The organism is Natrinema sp. DC36, assembly GCF_020405225.1.
In the GTDB taxonomy this organism is placed as follows: Archaea; Halobacteriota; Halobacteria; order Halobacteriales; family Natrialbaceae; genus Natrinema.
In genome coordinates this window covers 3,209,238-3,224,257 of sequence record NZ_CP084472.1, presented here as the reverse complement: position 1 = coordinate 3,224,257, position 15,020 = coordinate 3,209,238, and the positions used below count along the sequence as shown (strand labels likewise).

13 protein-coding genes are annotated in these 15,020 nt (G+C 64.7%); 6 read left to right on the top strand and 7 right to left on the bottom strand.

From position 1 onward, the window contains the following. Positions 1–163: 163 nt before the first annotated feature. Together LDH74_RS16550 and LDH74_RS16545 are read right to left on the bottom strand one after the other, a co-directional pair. Positions 164–442 carry a hypothetical protein gene (locus LDH74_RS16550; RefSeq protein ID WP_226039797.1) on the bottom strand — a complete coding sequence of 93 codons (279 nt, stop codon included), beginning with the start codon at positions 440–442 and terminating at the stop codon, positions 164–166. A gap of 632 nt (positions 443–1,074) precedes the next feature. Next, positions 1,075–1,755, bottom strand: coding sequence for a uracil-DNA glycosylase (locus LDH74_RS16545; protein WP_226042546.1), 681 nt, complete (start codon positions 1,753–1,755; stop codon positions 1,075–1,077). A gap of 119 nt (positions 1,756–1,874) precedes the next feature. Here LDH74_RS16545 and LDH74_RS16540 point away from each other — a divergent pair, with 119 nt between their 5' ends. From LDH74_RS16540 to LDH74_RS16525, 4 genes are all read left to right on the top strand, one after another. Continuing rightward, the gene (locus LDH74_RS16540; protein ID WP_226039796.1) at positions 1,875–2,105 is read left to right on the top strand and encodes a hypothetical protein; all 231 of its coding nucleotides are present in this window, start codon (positions 1,875–1,877) and stop codon (positions 2,103–2,105) included. A gap of 96 nt (positions 2,106–2,201) precedes the next feature. After that, positions 2,202–5,408, top strand: a complete 3,207-nt coding sequence (gene ileS / locus LDH74_RS16535; protein WP_226039795.1) for an isoleucine--tRNA ligase — start codon at positions 2,202–2,204, stop codon at positions 5,406–5,408. Positions 5,409–5,519: 111 nt separating this feature from the next. Beyond that, positions 5,520–7,616 (top strand): CARDB domain-containing protein, encoded by a 2,097-nt coding sequence (locus LDH74_RS16530; RefSeq protein WP_226039794.1) that lies wholly within the window; start codon positions 5,520–5,522, stop codon positions 7,614–7,616. A gap of 68 nt (positions 7,617–7,684) precedes the next feature. Next, complete coding sequence (locus LDH74_RS16525) at positions 7,685–8,704, top strand: HAMP domain-containing sensor histidine kinase (RefSeq protein ID WP_226039793.1); 1,020 nt, start codon at positions 7,685–7,687, stop codon at positions 8,702–8,704. Positions 8,705–8,904: 200 nt separating this feature from the next. Here LDH74_RS16525 and LDH74_RS16520 read toward each other — a convergent pair whose 3' ends face one another. From LDH74_RS16520 to LDH74_RS16505, 4 genes are all read right to left on the bottom strand, one after another. Further along, entirely contained in the window at positions 8,905–9,447 is a 543-nt protein-coding gene (locus tag LDH74_RS16520; protein ID WP_226039792.1) for a heme NO-binding domain-containing protein, read from the bottom strand. A gap of 104 nt (positions 9,448–9,551) precedes the next feature. Continuing rightward, positions 9,552–10,409, bottom strand: a complete 858-nt coding sequence (locus LDH74_RS16515; protein ID WP_226039791.1) for a ribose-phosphate diphosphokinase — start codon at positions 10,407–10,409, stop codon at positions 9,552–9,554. 102 nt (positions 10,410–10,511) lie between these two features. Further along, positions 10,512–11,039, bottom strand: coding sequence for a hypothetical protein (locus LDH74_RS16510; protein WP_226039790.1), 528 nt, complete (start codon positions 11,037–11,039; stop codon positions 10,512–10,514). Positions 11,040–11,141: 102 nt separating this feature from the next. Beyond that, positions 11,142–12,035: a hypothetical protein gene (locus LDH74_RS16505; RefSeq protein ID WP_226039789.1), complete on the bottom strand. Its 894-nt coding sequence runs from the start codon at positions 12,033–12,035 to the stop codon at positions 11,142–11,144. Positions 12,036–12,160: 125 nt separating this feature from the next. On the opposite strand from LDH74_RS16505, the gene glmM reads away from it, so the two are divergent. Together glmM and LDH74_RS16495 are read left to right on the top strand one after the other, a co-directional pair. Beyond that, complete coding sequence (glmM, locus tag LDH74_RS16500) at positions 12,161–13,537, top strand: phosphoglucosamine mutase (RefSeq protein ID WP_226039788.1); 1,377 nt, start codon at positions 12,161–12,163, stop codon at positions 13,535–13,537. Between the two features lie 207 nt (positions 13,538–13,744). Further along, positions 13,745–14,611, top strand: a complete 867-nt coding sequence (locus LDH74_RS16495) for a halocin C8-like domain-containing protein (RefSeq protein WP_226039787.1) — start codon at positions 13,745–13,747, stop codon at positions 14,609–14,611. A 28-nt stretch (positions 14,612–14,639) separates the two neighbouring features. Here LDH74_RS16495 and LDH74_RS16490 read toward each other — a convergent pair whose 3' ends face one another. Then, positions 14,640–14,981, bottom strand: coding sequence for a hypothetical protein (locus LDH74_RS16490; RefSeq protein WP_226039786.1), 342 nt, complete (start codon positions 14,979–14,981; stop codon positions 14,640–14,642). Positions 14,982–15,020: the final 39 nt, after the last annotated feature.

Here is a 15,020-nt window from a genome sequence, read left to right as displayed (position 1 = left end):
CGGCGGAAGCGCCGTCGGGCTGCGGTCTTCGAGGGGTTCGATGCGCTCGAGTACTATCGCTACGCCGCCCCCGACACCGCCGAGAGCACTCTCGCCAGGAAAGCCAGAGTCTGTGACACTGGTTCGGCGGGAATCGACTTCGCGCCGCCACGCAGTCACGGTGTCACGAGAAGTCCGCGACGGCCACGTCGAAGCCGCGATCTTCGAACTCGCGAACCATCCCCTCCAGGTGTTTCGCGCCCACGACGACGCAGACGTTTCGGTAGCCGTGTTCGGTCACGTCCTCGACCGTCCGGGCCACCATGTCCTCGTTCCGTCGCTCGAGAGTTTGCAGGAGAACGAGTCCGTGGGTGGCCAGTCCGACGACGACGATAGCGGTCGGAACGGGCCCCGTTACGATCAGGAGTAGCAGTCCTCCCCAGCCGAGGACGGGGGAAAGCATCCTTTCGAACGTCGATTGTCGTCGAAATATCGCGACCATGCTCGCTGTGATAAGCAGGAGTAGCACAGCGGTACGCCCGGTAGCGATCGGTGCGAAGAACGCGGACACTCCGATTCCGATCCAGGAGAGTACTGTCCAGAGAAGCGAGAGTTGAGGGACGAGTAGTACAGGGTGGGTGTCCGTTCGGCTGTACGGTGTCGACGTCTCCGCCGCGAAGTCCGTGACGGCGGACACTTCGACGGCGCACTGCCGTCCAGATCGAATCGCGTAGATCGGTCCGTAGAGCATCTGTGACACGCACATCCCGATTATGTAGAGTGGATGGTGGATCACAGCGAGGACGTATTGCAGCAGCGTCGGTCTCTCGGTCGGTAACTCGAGGTAATACGAACCTATCGGCGTGTTCGTAGACAGTGTCGTTACTGAACGCTTCACGGCGTCATACGAACGAAGGTGCGTTTCACCCTGAAGATAAACGGTACAGGGAGAGTCACACTGGGAGGAACGTGTCATCGTAATATGGTAAACAAACCGAACTAATAATTAAATGGTGTCTTTTGGACTGCGCCAGTTGCGACCGCGAGAGGACCGTGACCGCCGGCTATCGGTTAATACCGATATCCACGACATCATCACTCACACAGCTTGTCGAGTCGCTTGCCGATCGCCTCGAGGTACTCCTCGGGCTCGTAGCCCAGCCGGCCGATCCAGACGTCCTGATAGGAGGGATGCAGGATCGGCAGGAGCCACACGTCGAGTCGCTCGCACCGCACCGGCTCGAGCACGCTATCGATAAATCCCTCGAGCTCCCGATCTTCGGACGCCAGCACCGTTTTCGTCGCGTGCTTTCCCGTCGCGAGCACGACCGTCGGATCGATCTCCTCGAGTTCGGTCAGGAGATGAGTCCGGCAGTTCGCGCGCTCCTCGGGGGTGGGTTCGCGATTGCTCGTCAGCTCCTCGCTCGCTGGAAAGCACTTCACCGCGTTCGTGTAGTAGGCGTCGTCGCCGTAGCCGATCTCGTCGATCATCCGACGGATGCGTCGGCCGGAGTGTCTCGAGGTGTAGGCCTTACCGGTCCAGTTGCCGCCCCGCCAGCGGTCGGCGTCGGGGTTGCCGTATCCCGGCGCTTCGCCGACGACGACCACGTCGGCCTCGAGATCGCCGGTTCCCCACGAGATGCACTCGCGGGAGTCGGCGAGGGCCGGACAGCGGGTGCAGTCGGGCTCGAGGACGGTACGATCGCTCGGATAGGCCGGGGCTTCTGCGGTCGCCGAATCGGGCTCGGCGTCGGTATCGGGATCGGTCGCGGGCACGCTCGAGGATACGTCCGAGACGGTATATGCGAGTCGATCCGCGCCGTCCCGATGTCGACCGGGTCGCGTCGCGCGCGAGGGGACAGATTTACCTTGAGCGGGTGGGTAGAAGCGTGCTAATGACATCGATCGGTCCGGAACTACTCGCGGAATCACTCGTACTGATCGTCTACACGCTCGTCGCCGGCGTGTTGACGGTCGGCGGCGTCCTCGTCGAACAGGCGAGCCTCCAGCACCTCGGGGCCGGCGAGGCGATGATCGCGGCGTGGCTGGCCGTTCTCGGCGGCGTCATGCTCTACGCGGGCGTCTACGGACTGGGTTACAAGAAGGTCCTCTCACAGTACGTTTGAGCGGCCGCGACCGCGACTGATTCTCTCGAGGTGCCGGCGACGCGAGCGACCTGCAATATCGATTCCTCTTTACTACCGGAGGCGATTAGGTCGGGTATGAGCAGGTTCGACGAGGTCGACGACCAGTACGACCCACACGAACTCGAGCAGCGGGTCTTCGAGTACTGGGACGACGTCGACGCCTACGAGCGGACGGTCGAGCACCGAGCGGACGGTGAGTCCTATTTCTTCGTCGACGGCCCGCCGTACACGTCGGGATCGGCGCACATGGGAACGACCTGGAACAAGTCGCTAAAGGACGTCTACATCCGATTTTTGCGGATGCAGGGGTACGACGTCACCGATCGCCCCGGCTACGACATGCACGGGCTCCCCATCGAGACCCGCGTCGAGGAGCGACTGGGCTTCGAGAACAAGCAGGACATCGAGGAGTTCGGCGAGGAGAACTTCATTCAGGAGTGCAAGGACTACGCCGACGAACAGCTCGAGGGACTCCAATCCGACTTTCAGGACTTCGGCGTCTGGATGGACTGGGACGATCCCTACCGAACGGTCGAGCCGGAGTACATGGAGGCTGCCTGGTGGGGCTTCTCGAACGCCGCCGACCGCGGCCTCGTCGAGAAAGGACATCGCTCCATCTCGCAGTGTCCGCGCTGTGAGACCGCCATCGCGAACAACGAGGTCGAGTACGAGGACGTCGAGGATCCCTCGATCTACGTCAAATTCGACCTCGAGGACCGAGAGGGCTCGCTCGTTATCTGGACGACGACCCCGTGGACGATCCCGGCGAACACCTTCGTCGCGGTCGACGAAGACGGCGATTACGTCGGCGTTCGTGCGGAGAGAGACGGCGAGGAGGAACTGCTCTATCTCGCCGAGGCGAAACACGAGGAGGTCCTGCGGGAGGGCCGCTACGACGACTACGAGGTGGAGGCGGAAGTCACCGGTGAGGAACTGCTCGGCTGGACCTACGAGCATCCGCTCAGCGAGGAGGTGCCCGAGCATCCGGACCACGAGGGTGCGCTCGAGGTCTACGCGGCCGACTACGTCGACACCGACGGCGACGGCACGGGGCTGGTTCACTCCGCCCCCGGACACGGTGAGGTGGACTTCGAACGGGGTCGCGAACTCGGCTTCCCGATCTTCTGTCCGGTCGGCGGCGACGGCGTTTACACCGCGGAAGCGGGCAAATACGAGGGGCAGTTCGTCAAGGACGCCGACGACGAGATCACGGCCGACCTCGAGGACGAGGGCGCACTCCTCGCCTCCGGCACCGTCCACCACAGTTACGGCCACTGCTGGCGCTGTGACACGGGGATCCTCCAGATCGTCACCGACCAGTGGTTCATCACGATCACGGACATCAAAGACGACCTCCTCGAGAATATAGAGGACAGCGAGTGGCACCCCGAGTGGGCTCGCGACAACCGCTTCCGCGACTTCGTCGAGGAGGCCCCCGACTGGAACGTCTCCCGACAGCGTTACTGGGGCATTCCGCTGCCGATCTGGACTCCAGAAGGTCGGGACGACGACGAAGACCGGATCGTCATCAGCGACCGCGAGGAACTCGCCGAGCGCGTCGACCAGGACGTCGACCCCGAAGATGTCGACCTCCACAAGGACACCGTGGACGACCTGACGATCACCGACGGGGACACCACCTACACGCGCGTTCCCGACGTGTTCGACGTCTGGCTCGACTCCTCCGTCGCGTCGTGGGGAACGCTGAACTACCCCTCGGACGACAGCCGATTCGACGAGCTCTGGCCCGCCGACCTCATCCTCGAGGCCCACGACCAGACTCGAGGCTGGTTCTGGTCCCAGCTCGGGATGGGCACCGCCGCGCTCGGCGAGATCCCCTACACGGAGGTGCTGATGCACGGCCACGCGCTCATGCCCGACGGCCGCGCGATGAGCAAGTCCAAGGACATCCTGGTCGATCCCCACGAGGCGATCGATCGCCACGGCCGGGACACCATGCGGCTGTTCCTGCTGTCGAACAACCCCCAGGGCGAGGACATGCGATTCGACTGGGACGGGATGCAGACGATGGAGAACCACCTCCGGACGCTGTGGAACGTCTTCCGGTTCCCGCTGCCGTACATGCGCTTGGACGAATTTGATCCGCAGGAGACGACGCTGGACGAGGTCGACGAAGATCTCGAGTTGATCGACGAGTGGGTGCTCGCCCGACTGCAGACCACGAAGGCCGAGATGACCGATCACCTCGAGGAGTTCCGCCAGGACAGGGCGGTCGACGCGCTCCTCGAGTTCGTCGTCGAGGACGTCTCGCGCTTTTACGTGCAGGCGGTCCGCGAGCGCATGTGGGCCGAGGAGGACAGCGGTTCGAAGACCGCGGCCTACGCGACGATCTATCGGGTGCTCCGGGAGAGCGTCGCCCTGCTCGCGCCGTACGCGCCCTTCATCAGCGAGGAGATTTACGGGACGCTCACCGGCGACGACGGCCACCCGACGGTCCACATGGAGGACTGGCCCGCAGTCGAGGAGTACTGGGCCGACGAACAGCTCGAGACCGATGTTGCCCTCCTCCGCGCGATCGAGGAGGCCGGCGCGAACGCCCGCCAGCAGGCCGGCCGCAAGCTTCGCTGGCCGGTTCCGCGCGTCGTCGTCGCCGCCGACGATCAGCGGGTCGTCGACGCCGTCGAGCGCCACACCGAACTGCTCGAGGATCGGCTCAACGCCCGCGAGATCGAACTCGTCTCGCCGGACGACCGCTGGGGCGAACTGAACTACAGCGCCGAGGCCGACATGAGTAAACTCGGGCCCGAATTCGGCGACCGCGCCGGGCGGGTCATGAACGCGCTCAACGAGGCCCGCATCGACGAACCGAGCCTCGAGGCCATCGAAGAGGCCGTCGCGGACGTGCTGGAAGCGGACGAGGAGATCACCGACGAGATGGTTTCGTTCGTCACGCAGACGCCCGACGGCGTCGCCGGCACCGCCTTCGGTACCGACGGCGACGACCGCGGCGTCGCCTACGTCGACGCCTCGCTGACCGACGATATCGAGAGCGAGGGCTACGCCCGCGAGGTCATCCGCCGGGTGCAGGAGATGCGCAAGGATCTCGATCTCGACGTGGAAGAGCGGATCGCGCTGGATCTCGAGATCGACGACGACCGCGTCGCGGACCTCGTCGCGGACCACGAGGACCTGATCAGCGAGGAGGTTCGCGCGGACGAGCGCCGCGCGGTCGAGGACGGCCACCGCAAGGAGTGGGATGTGGAAGGCGTGACGATGGAAATCGCGATCGAGCCGCTGGCGGCTGCGGAAGCGTCGGACTAGCCGGTCACGAGGCTGCCGTTCATAGGATCGCTCTGATCGGGCTTGCTTCTTTAGAAAGTGACAGTAACGCTGCCATAAAAGTCTTGAGCGCTGACTGACCAGCAACGGGTAGTGAAATCTCGGCTCGCCGTCGTCGTGTTGGTCGTCTTACTCGTCGGAAGTCTTCCGGCCGGTGTCGGTGCGCTCGAGCCCGTGGGGGCGGCCGATTCGGCGTCGACCGCCGACTTCGGGTCGGGAAGCGCGCCTGGCGAGTCGCTCGCGTCCGTTGGAACGAGTACCGAATCGGTGGCGGCGACGAGCGGCTCCGGCGATGTACTCCACCGGACGACGGTTCTCCGGCACCGGCCGGCGGACTCCGATCGCTTCGAGGCGACGTTGACCCTCCGCGTGCCGGATCCCGTCACGGAACTCGAGATCACGCTCCAGCCGGAAGCGATCGTCGAGTCGACGACGGGGTTCGAACGGACGGGCGAGCGGACATACGAGTGGACCGAGTCGACCGACGAGCCGACGATCCGGTACACGATGCCGGCCGATCGGACAGGGGACGAGGGAACCGTCGGCTCGTCGAGCGACGGCTACACGTTCGTCGACACCGGTGACTGGGGCGTGGTTCAGGTGCCCGACGTTTCGATCCGGTACAGTCGGACCGATCCGGTCGGCATCGAAAAGTCGGTTCGCGTCGACGGGCCGGGAGCGACCGGCGGCGACATCGCGTTCTTCGGTGCGGTTCGAGAGCACCGGCGGACCGTCGACGGGGAGACGTTCAGGCTGGTCGTTCCCGAGGCCGCGACCCTCCGGGAGTCGCCCAAGGCGATCCTGTCGGCGCTGGCGGAGGCCAGCGGCCGACTCGATGTCGGGATGCGTAGCGACGAGGTATTCATCGTCGCGGTCCCGAACGACGTCGACTGGGGGCCACCGGGGCTCAAGTACGGCCGATCGGACGCGTGGGTCGTCGCCGACCAACGTCTCGATACGCCGAACCCGGTCTGGTTCCACGAGTACGTTCACGTTCGCCAGCGCTTCTCCAACTCGAACGACGACACCGCCGCCGAAGCGAAGTGGCTGGTCGAGGCCCAGGCCGACTACTACGCGGGTCTGATCGCCCTCGAGACCGGGCGCACCGACTTCGGGGACTTTAGCGACCTCCTCGAGCGAGGGGAGCGATCACGGTACGCCGACGGGGTACTGGTCGACCGATCGACCTGGGACGACCCGGACACCGACTACACGAGGGGAGCGCTCGTCTACGGCGAGATAGACCGCCGACTGCGGCTCGCGACCGACGGTGATCGCACGCTCGAGGACGTCTTCCGCGCGCTGAACGCCCGGGAGGGGGAGATCACCGAGGCGGACTTCCTCCGCCTGCTCGAAGAGTACGGCGGAACGGACGTTCGGGCCATGGCCGAGCGGTACACCCGGACCGAAGCGACCCCTGAAATGTGGAGTCGGAGCCAGCACGGAGCGGCCTTCGACCAGCCGGTTGCGGTCTTCGAGTACGGGCTGGGAACCGACTCGATCGAAGTGGGTGAGCGGGAGTGGCCGCGCTGGAACTCGTCGACGATCGGTGCGACCGGCGGCGAGAACGGCGACGTGATCGCAGTTCCGGTCGGTGAATCCGTGTCGATCCCGGTCACGGTCGATAACGTCGGCGATCGCGACGGGACCTACGATGCGACCCTGCAGGTTGACGGCCGAGTGGTCGACCACGAGCAGGGGACGCTCGCGCCCGGCGAGGGGACGAGCCACCGTCTCTCGTGGACGCCGTCGAAGCCCGGCGAGTACACGGTTCGCGTCGGCTCCGAGCGGCTGACCGCCGTCGTCCGGTCGGCGACGAGCGTGACCGTCTCCGACCTCCGGCTCTCGTCCGAGACGATCGACCCCGGCGAGTCGGTGACGGCGACCGCAACGGTCGAATCCGCCGACGACCGACCGGCGGCGGCCGTCATCGCGTTCCGGACCGCCGAGGGCGTCGTCGCCGAGCGGTGGGTGGCGCTCCGACCCGGCGAGTCGACAACGGTCGAGGCGGCCCTCCAGTTCGACGAGAACGGGCGATACGAGATCGGCGTCGGCGAGCAAACCGTCACCGTTCGCGTCGGCGGCGGGCCGGCCGCGGCGCTCGAGAAGGTCCCCGGCTTCGGCGTCCCGGCGGCCCTCGTCGCCCTCGTGATGGCCGTTTCCGGGGCGTTGCTGGCCCGTCGATGCTGACCGCAAGCGTGGCCAGCGACCGGTTCCGCGTGCGAAGTCTAATATGGACTGACTGGCATCCGTTGTGTATGACCACACCTGATGATCTCGCGCTCCGCGCTATCGACGAACTCGATTCGGAAGTAGCGATCGTCGATTCCGACGGTGTGATCGTGTACACGAACGCAGCGTGGCAAGCGTTCGGCACGGACGGCGGATTTACCGACGATTCCACGATGGTCGGAACGAGTTACCTCGATGCCTGCGAGCCGAGTCGCGACGACGATGCGTATGCCGAGCAGGCGTACGAGGGACTGAAATCCCTCCTCGACGGTCGAAACGAGCGGTTCCAGCTGGAATATCCCTGCCCGACGACTGACGACTCGTTATCGTGGTTCCTGCTCTGGGCGACGACGTTCGAGCGTGACGGGGAACTGTACGTCCTCGTGGAACACTTCGAGATCTCCGATCGAAAACGGACCGAACGAGAACTCGAGAGGCGCAACGAGCGTCTCTCGACGGTATCGAACGTTCTCTCACACGACCTCCGAAACCCGCTGGCGCTCGCGCTCGGTTACACGGAGGAACTCATGGAGGATCCGTCACCGGAACAGGCCGCGCAGGTTCGCTCTGCGCTCAATCGGATGACGGCTATCATCGATGACGCGGTGACACTCTCGAAACAGGAACTCGACGACATCGAAATCGTCGATCTCCACGGCGTCGTTGACGACGTCTGGGGCGTCATCGAGACCAAGAACGCGACCGTCGAACGCGGCGAGACGCTCGCCTTCGAGGCTGATCGGAGTATTCTCTCGAGTATCTTACAAAATCTCTTTCGCAACGCGATCGAACACGGCGGCGACGAGGTTACCATCGGCGTGGGCTCCCTCGAGGATCGGCGCGGCTTCTACGTCGAAGACGACGGGCCCGGGGTTCCGGCACCGTTACGCGAAACGATCTTCGAAGCCGGCTACTCGTCGCGTTCGACCGACGGGAACAGCGGACTCGGGCTATCCATCGTCGAGAACGCAGTCGCCGTCCACGACTGGGAGCTCTCCGTGACGGAGTCCGCGTCACACGGTGCTCGGTTCGAGATCGAGCTATAGTCCCCAGCACTGTTCACACCGATCGCACAGCCGACGTGCGATCCGCCGTGTACTGAGAGGGAGTATCGGAGACGTTCAGAGCGTTGGAAGACAGGACTGAGAGACACGATCGGGTCGAGAATCACGAAACACCCGGTTGGCGACGATACTCCCTGTGACCGGTCGCACCTATCGGTACCGAGCGACTCCACGCGGGACGGTTACGCCTCGAGGTCGACGCGGAACTGGCACGCGTCGGCACCGTCGTCGGCGCAGGCCGTTTCCGCGACGGTCGCGTCGGCGTCGAACGCGGCGACGATTCCGTCGAGGATCCCGTGGGCGAGGCCGCAGTATCGCGTGTCGCGGCCCGGCTCGTACGTGACGACCGCAGCGTCGGATTCGCGGTGACAGGAGAGTGCAGGCAGCACGGTTCCCTCGGTGGCAGCGTCGACGTCGTCGATGACCGCCTCGAGCGAGTCGAGCAGTTCTGGTAGGTCCCAGTCGCGACGGAAGTGAGCGCTGAACGTCGACAGCAGTTCCGGTGCGAGGGTTCGGCCGAAGTCGCGTTCGATCGCGTGCCTGTCCTGGGTGGCCATCGTCGACAGTGTCTCGAGGATGGCGTCGATCTCGCCGTCGTCGTAGTGGGTGACGGGCAGGTACAGCTTCGGCTCGAGGTCGGAGCGGTCGACGATCGTGCCCCACGTGTCGTCGTCGGTCCGGGCGACGACGTACTCTTTGAGGGTTTTGTGGACGATTCCGTGCATCGAGTCGATGTCGTTCGATATCCGCGGCGTCTCGTGTGGCCGAGCAAGTCTCGTGCCACGCGCTAACAACTAGGTGACTGGACGGGGACTACTTAATCGTTTGCTTACAGGTGTCTTGCGAGGGTCGGTGCGACGGAGACGGTGCTGACCCCGCGCTCGATGGTGTCGGTGCCGTAGATCGCCTCGACGCCGGCCCGCGAGAGCTTCGTGACGGCGTTACGGGCCAGCAGCGGGTGGACACAGGTGACGAACACGCGCCCCACGTTTCGCTGCTGCAGGACGCTGACGGCCTCGCTCATCGTGGACCCCGTCGCGATGATATCGTCGACGACGACGACGTCGCGGCCGGCTACGTCGACGTCGTTCGGGGATATCTCGACGTCGGTACCGGAGTGGCGGGTCTTCTCGAAGTAATCGATCTCACCTGCGCCGGCGGCGTCCCGGACCGTCTCGGCGAGATCGATCGCGCCGGCGTCTGGGGAGAGAAAGATCGGCTCCGCGAGGTCGTCGGGTAGCGGCTCGGCCAGTCGGCCCGCCGCGTCGACGGCCGTCGCCGCCGGTTCGAAGAACTCGCAGACGGCCGCCTCGTGGGGGTTGACGGTGAGCACGCGGTCCGCACCGGTCGAAATCGAACGGGCGACCGCCCGCGCGGAAACCGGATGACCTGCCTCGAAGGCCTCGTCCTGTCGAGCGTAGCCCATGTACGGCAGCACGGTGACGATCTCCTCGACGCCCGCCTCGCGAGCGGCGTCCTGTAACTGGAGCACCTCGAGGTGGGCGTCGCTCGAGACGGTCGAGGCGACGATCACCGCTCGGTCCGGATCAGCGTCGGCCAGTTCCGGGACGGCCGCGAGCAGTTCGCCGTCGGGAAAGCGGTCGTATTCGACGGCGGCGAGCGGTTCCTCGAGTTCTCGAGCGAGCGCCGCGGCGAGAGCCTGCGACGCCGATCCGCTGACGATCATAGTCGGTGGGACAGGCCGGGGGGTAAACCAGTTTTCGTTCTCGGACCGAGAGTCGACTCGCACCGTCCGCGAAAAACGCGTCGTCGCGATCCGATTGCTCGCTCACGCCTCGGCGTCGTCAACCGTCGCATCGCCGTCGCCGCACGCGCCGCCGTCGGTATCGCTCAGAATCTTCAGTTCGCCGTTTCGGGTGACCAGCGCGAAGACGTTGATGCAGTCCGGATCGTTCCACTTCGCCGGCGTGACCTGGATCGGTTCCCCCCCGTCGAGCCGGAACATGATGTTGAACGCACCCGGTTCGGTCGACCAGTTCCGCTCGAGCTCCGCGCCGCTGTCGGCCGCGAGTTCGTGGGTCGACCAGTGTTCGGGATCGCCGCCGAACTCGACGATGACGTCGACCGTATGCGATTCGTCGTTCAGATTCTCGACGGAGATTTTCCCGAGGAGCGTGCCGTTCGTCGCATCGGTCGGTTCGTTCTCGGGCGCGGTGGGTTCGTTTCCGTCCCCGTTTCCGCTCCCGTCACCGTTCCCGTTCCCTGCGTCGTCGTCGCTGCCCGTGCAGCCGGCGACCGCACCCGTGAGTGCGGTGCCGGTCACGGCCAGTAGTCGTCGGCGTGGTAGTTCGCTCATGTATTCACAGAGAATAATCCCGTATAGTTAAACGTCCGTCAGACATCGCGCCCGACCGGCTGTCTCAGACGTGCACTCACCGACATCGTCGGGACGCCAATTTCACTTTCGTCGAGGGATCGCAATCCCCGTCACGTCCTTGACACCGAGCGTTCGCGTCCGCCACTCCCCGTCGCTCGCCGCGAGGAAGGCCCCCTGCTCCGTCACGGCGTAGGTCGTCTCACCGTAGCCGAAGCCGATCACGGAATCGGTCGACCGAGCGGATTCGCGCCACGCGTCGTCGTTGGGCGCGTACTCGTAAATCGTCTCGTCCGTGACCGCGTGCGCGCGAACGAGCTGGCCCGGCTCCGAGCGCGGATCGGCTCCGACGGCGTTGAACGCCCCCTCGAGGACCGCCATCCAGCCGTTGCCGAGCTTGTAGAGTCCGTCCGCGGTGGCGGCGAGCGGGACGCCGGCCGCCGATATGTCGCGCACGTCGGTCAGTCCGGCGTGGTCGAGTCCGCCGTCCTGAACGCGGTAGACGCCGTCCGCCGTCCCGACGAGATCACCGTCGATCGCTCGCACCGGCGCGACGGTCTCGTCCGCGAGCGCGGTCCACTCGCTCGAGTCCGCGGCTCGACACGCGACGCGACCGTCCGGATCGGCCGCGAGGAGGTCACCGTCATCGTCGTAGCTGACGGCGACCGCCGGGCCGAACCCCGTCCCGACGAACGTCTCCTCCTCGGCCGCGACCGACGCGTCGCCGTCGTCACCGCCGCTGTGATCCGTTCCGGCTCCGTCCTCGAGGGCGAGTACTCGGACGTCCTCGTCGGTCGCGATGGCGACCGCGTCCCGGCTCGCCGTCACGTCTCGAGCCGAACAGCGTTCACAGAGACCGAATTCGCCGACGGTGTCGCCGGCGACGCGCACGCGAACGATACCCATTGCACTCGCGACGTACGCGGTGACTGCCCCTCCGCGGTCGCCGTAGACGCGCTTTTCCTCGATCGAATCCATACGGGAACGTCACGGGGACGGGCCGAAAACGTTCCGTCCCGCGCTGCCGCGAGGGACGACGGCGGCCGCCGCATCGGAATCCGTTTGCGGAATCCCTTTGGGGGGTCCGGTTAGAGTATCACGTGATGCAAGTCTTCGGATCGAGTGGGACGCGGGGCGTCGCCAACGAGGAGTTGACGCCCGCGTTCGTCCTGCGCGTCGCGAAAGCGGCGGGGACGACCTGGGGCGGCGGTCGCGGTGGGGACCGGGTTGCCATCGCTCGCGACACCCGTCACACGGGGCGGATGCTGGCCGACGCGGCCGCCAGCGGACTGGCGAGTACGGGGACCGATGTCGACCGCCTCGGGATCGTCCCCACGCCGGGGGCACAGGCCTACGCCGAACGCGAAGGGATACCGGTCATGGTAATCACGGCCTCGCACAACCCGCCGCCGTACAACGGCGTCAAACTCGTCGGGAGCGACGGCGTCGAACTCTCGATCTCGGCCCTCGAGACGATCGAGGAGACGCTTCTCGCGGAGTCGTTTACTGTCGCCTCCTGGGACGAGACGGGACGCGTCCGCGAGATCGACGGCGTGTGCCGGGAGTACGTCGACGGATTGCTCGCGGCGTCCGATCGGGAGTCGATCGCCGACGCCGATCTCACCGTCGCGCTCGATCCGGGCCACGGCGCGGGCGCGCTCACCAGCCCCGAGTTCTTCCGGGAACTGGGCTGTCGCGTGGTCACCGTCAACGCCCAGCCCGACGGTCACTTCCCGGGTCGCGACCCCGAACCGGTTCCGGACAACCTCGCGGACCTCGGCCGCCTCGTCCGGGCGACCGACGCCGACGTCGGCATCGCCCACGACGGCGACGCCGACCGCGCGATCTTCTTCGACGAGAACGGCGACTACGTCGAGGGTGACGCCACGCTCGCCGCGCTTGCCGCCGCCGAACTCGAGGTCGGCGACACCACCGTCTCCGCGGTCAACGTCTCCCAGCGACTCGTCGACGTGGTCACCGAGGTCGGGGCCGAACTCGAGTTGACCCCCATCGGCTCGACCAACATCATCACTCGCATCGAGGAACTCGAGGCCAACGGCGAGCGGGTGCCGATCGCCGGCGAGGGTAACGGCGGGATCTTCTTCCCCGAATACCGGCTCTCTCGGGACGGGGCGTTCACTGCAGCGCGCTTCCTCGAGTTAGTCGCCGAGCGCCCGGTCAGCGAGATCGTCGCCCCCTACGACGGCTACGTAAACGTGCGTCGGAACGTCGAGTACGAGTCGACGGCCGAGCGCGACGCGATGCTCGACGCGGCGGCTAACCACGCTCAGGCGTCCGATGCGGCGCTCAACACCCGCGACGGCTACCGGCTGGATCACGGCGACGCATGGGTGCTCGCCCGCCCCTCCGGGACCGAACCGCTCGTCCGGATCTACGCCGAAGCCCGCGACAGTGACCGCGCCGAGGAACTCGTCGACGACATGTACGAGGCGCTGGCCGACGCGAAGGCCGACGCGTAACTTGATTCTGCCGATCACTCGCCATCCCTCGAAGCCGTACTATTTTATCGGCGTCGCTGCGGTAATCTGTCAGCCGTTGCCGCTTCTCCCACATCAATCAAGGTTCGATAATCGAGACCACGTAATAAAAATATTCTCCTCAGTATTATATTTTGAGAAAATAGGAATAATTCAATAATTGATAAAGTGAATGACTATCTGCAGACAATGACTGAAGATCCGAACAATAACAGGTTCAGCCGGCGTCGATTGCTCAGGAACGCTGCCGCGGCAAGTGCGGCTTCCGTAACGCTCGGTTCCATGTCGAACACCGTCGCTGCAGAGGACGACACACCCGATTTCGAGATCGTGAGCAGAACTGAGATTTCGGAATCCGAGGCGCGAAAAGAACTCAGTTACGTACTGGACTCGTCAGCAGCCAAGAACATCGATAACGCGATGCGAACGGAGTCGAACGTTGAGGCTGCCGGCCAGTTTGGGATCGCGTTCGAGACGGACGATCCGGAAATAAACAAGACAGACCCAGTGATCATCTTCAGCGGGTACCAGTCCAACCGCCCCCAACAGGGGTCCGCCGGAATACTATTCTCTATCGTCGTCGATACGACTCCGGACGCGGAAACGAGTACGAGAGAGCCGATGATGGCGTTTGGACGGACGGTCGAACCGCTGACTACAGGCCAGGGAGTCTCTGTGGCTTCGAACTCGACGGGCAGACTCGAACAGAAGACGTTCACCGCCGATCAACAGGGATCCGCGTCGGTTATACAGCAAGAACCCATTCAGAAGCCGGCCAGCACCACCTCAACGGATATTAACGGGGGTGTATCCGCACAGGATTGGCAAGACGCGCTCGGCTGTGGCGGATGTACGGCGATCGTCGGGACTCTCTGTGAAGGCGCTACCGGCTCGGTTTCCCGCTATGCATGTCTCCAAGCGTGCGCTCCCTTCCTCGGAAGCGTTTGGGGGTACGGTGCTTGCGGTGCGGCCTGCTTCGTGATCGTCGACGCGATCAATAATTACGGATGTGCTGTCGGTGCCGGCACGATCTGTGCCGGAATGGGTCTCTGTTGAGGCGAACCGGAGACGCCCCCCGACTGGTTCATTTTTGAACGTCCCGAACTTGGACTCCCAGTAATCCACTCCCAACGAGTCCGAGATATAGGAAATTCGTGAACATCTCGTTGCCTCTCCAAGCCAGATAACAACCATACGCACCGCCGATCACTAAGAGGACGGACGCTATCGCGGGAGCCGTTTGATCCCTGTATCGGAGCCCTTCGTTCGCTCCGTATGCCATTATTGCGATCTGGATGACGCCCTGAAGCGAGGTTTCCGCCGCTTCAGAACCAGCAACCAATGACAGAACGACAAGTATCAGTATACCGGTTCCGAATCCAACTTTCAGGGCCGTCTTCCACATTCTGTCTTCCGTATCAACCATAACCACAAGATATATTCCTTCGCCTCAGATAATAAAACA

Coding starts and splice junctions, on each gene's coding strand:
- LDH74_RS16550 (WP_226039797.1), bottom strand. CDS start 442: ATGCTTTCCCCCGTCCTCGGCTGGGGAGGACTGCTACTCCTGATCGTA.
- LDH74_RS16540 (WP_226039796.1), top strand. CDS start 1,875: ATGACATCGATCGGTCCGGAACTACTCGCGGAATCACTCGTACTGATC.
- ileS (WP_226039795.1), top strand. CDS start 2,202: ATGAGCAGGTTCGACGAGGTCGACGACCAGTACGACCCACACGAACTC.
- LDH74_RS16525 (WP_226039793.1), top strand. CDS start 7,685: ATGACCACACCTGATGATCTCGCGCTCCGCGCTATCGACGAACTCGAT.
- LDH74_RS16520 (WP_226039792.1), bottom strand. CDS start 9,447: ATGCACGGAATCGTCCACAAAACCCTCAAAGAGTACGTCGTCGCCCGG.
- LDH74_RS16515 (WP_226039791.1), bottom strand. CDS start 10,409: ATGATCGTCAGCGGATCGGCGTCGCAGGCTCTCGCCGCGGCGCTCGCT.
- LDH74_RS16510 (WP_226039790.1), bottom strand. CDS start 11,039: ATGAGCGAACTACCACGCCGACGACTACTGGCCGTGACCGGCACCGCA.
- LDH74_RS16505 (WP_226039789.1), bottom strand. CDS start 12,035: ATGGATTCGATCGAGGAAAAGCGCGTCTACGGCGACCGCGGAGGGGCA.
- glmM (WP_226039788.1), top strand. CDS start 12,161: ATGCAAGTCTTCGGATCGAGTGGGACGCGGGGCGTCGCCAACGAGGAG.
- LDH74_RS16495 (WP_226039787.1), top strand. CDS start 13,745: ATGACTGAAGATCCGAACAATAACAGGTTCAGCCGGCGTCGATTGCTC.
- LDH74_RS16490 (WP_226039786.1), bottom strand. CDS start 14,981: ATGGTTGATACGGAAGACAGAATGTGGAAGACGGCCCTGAAAGTTGGA.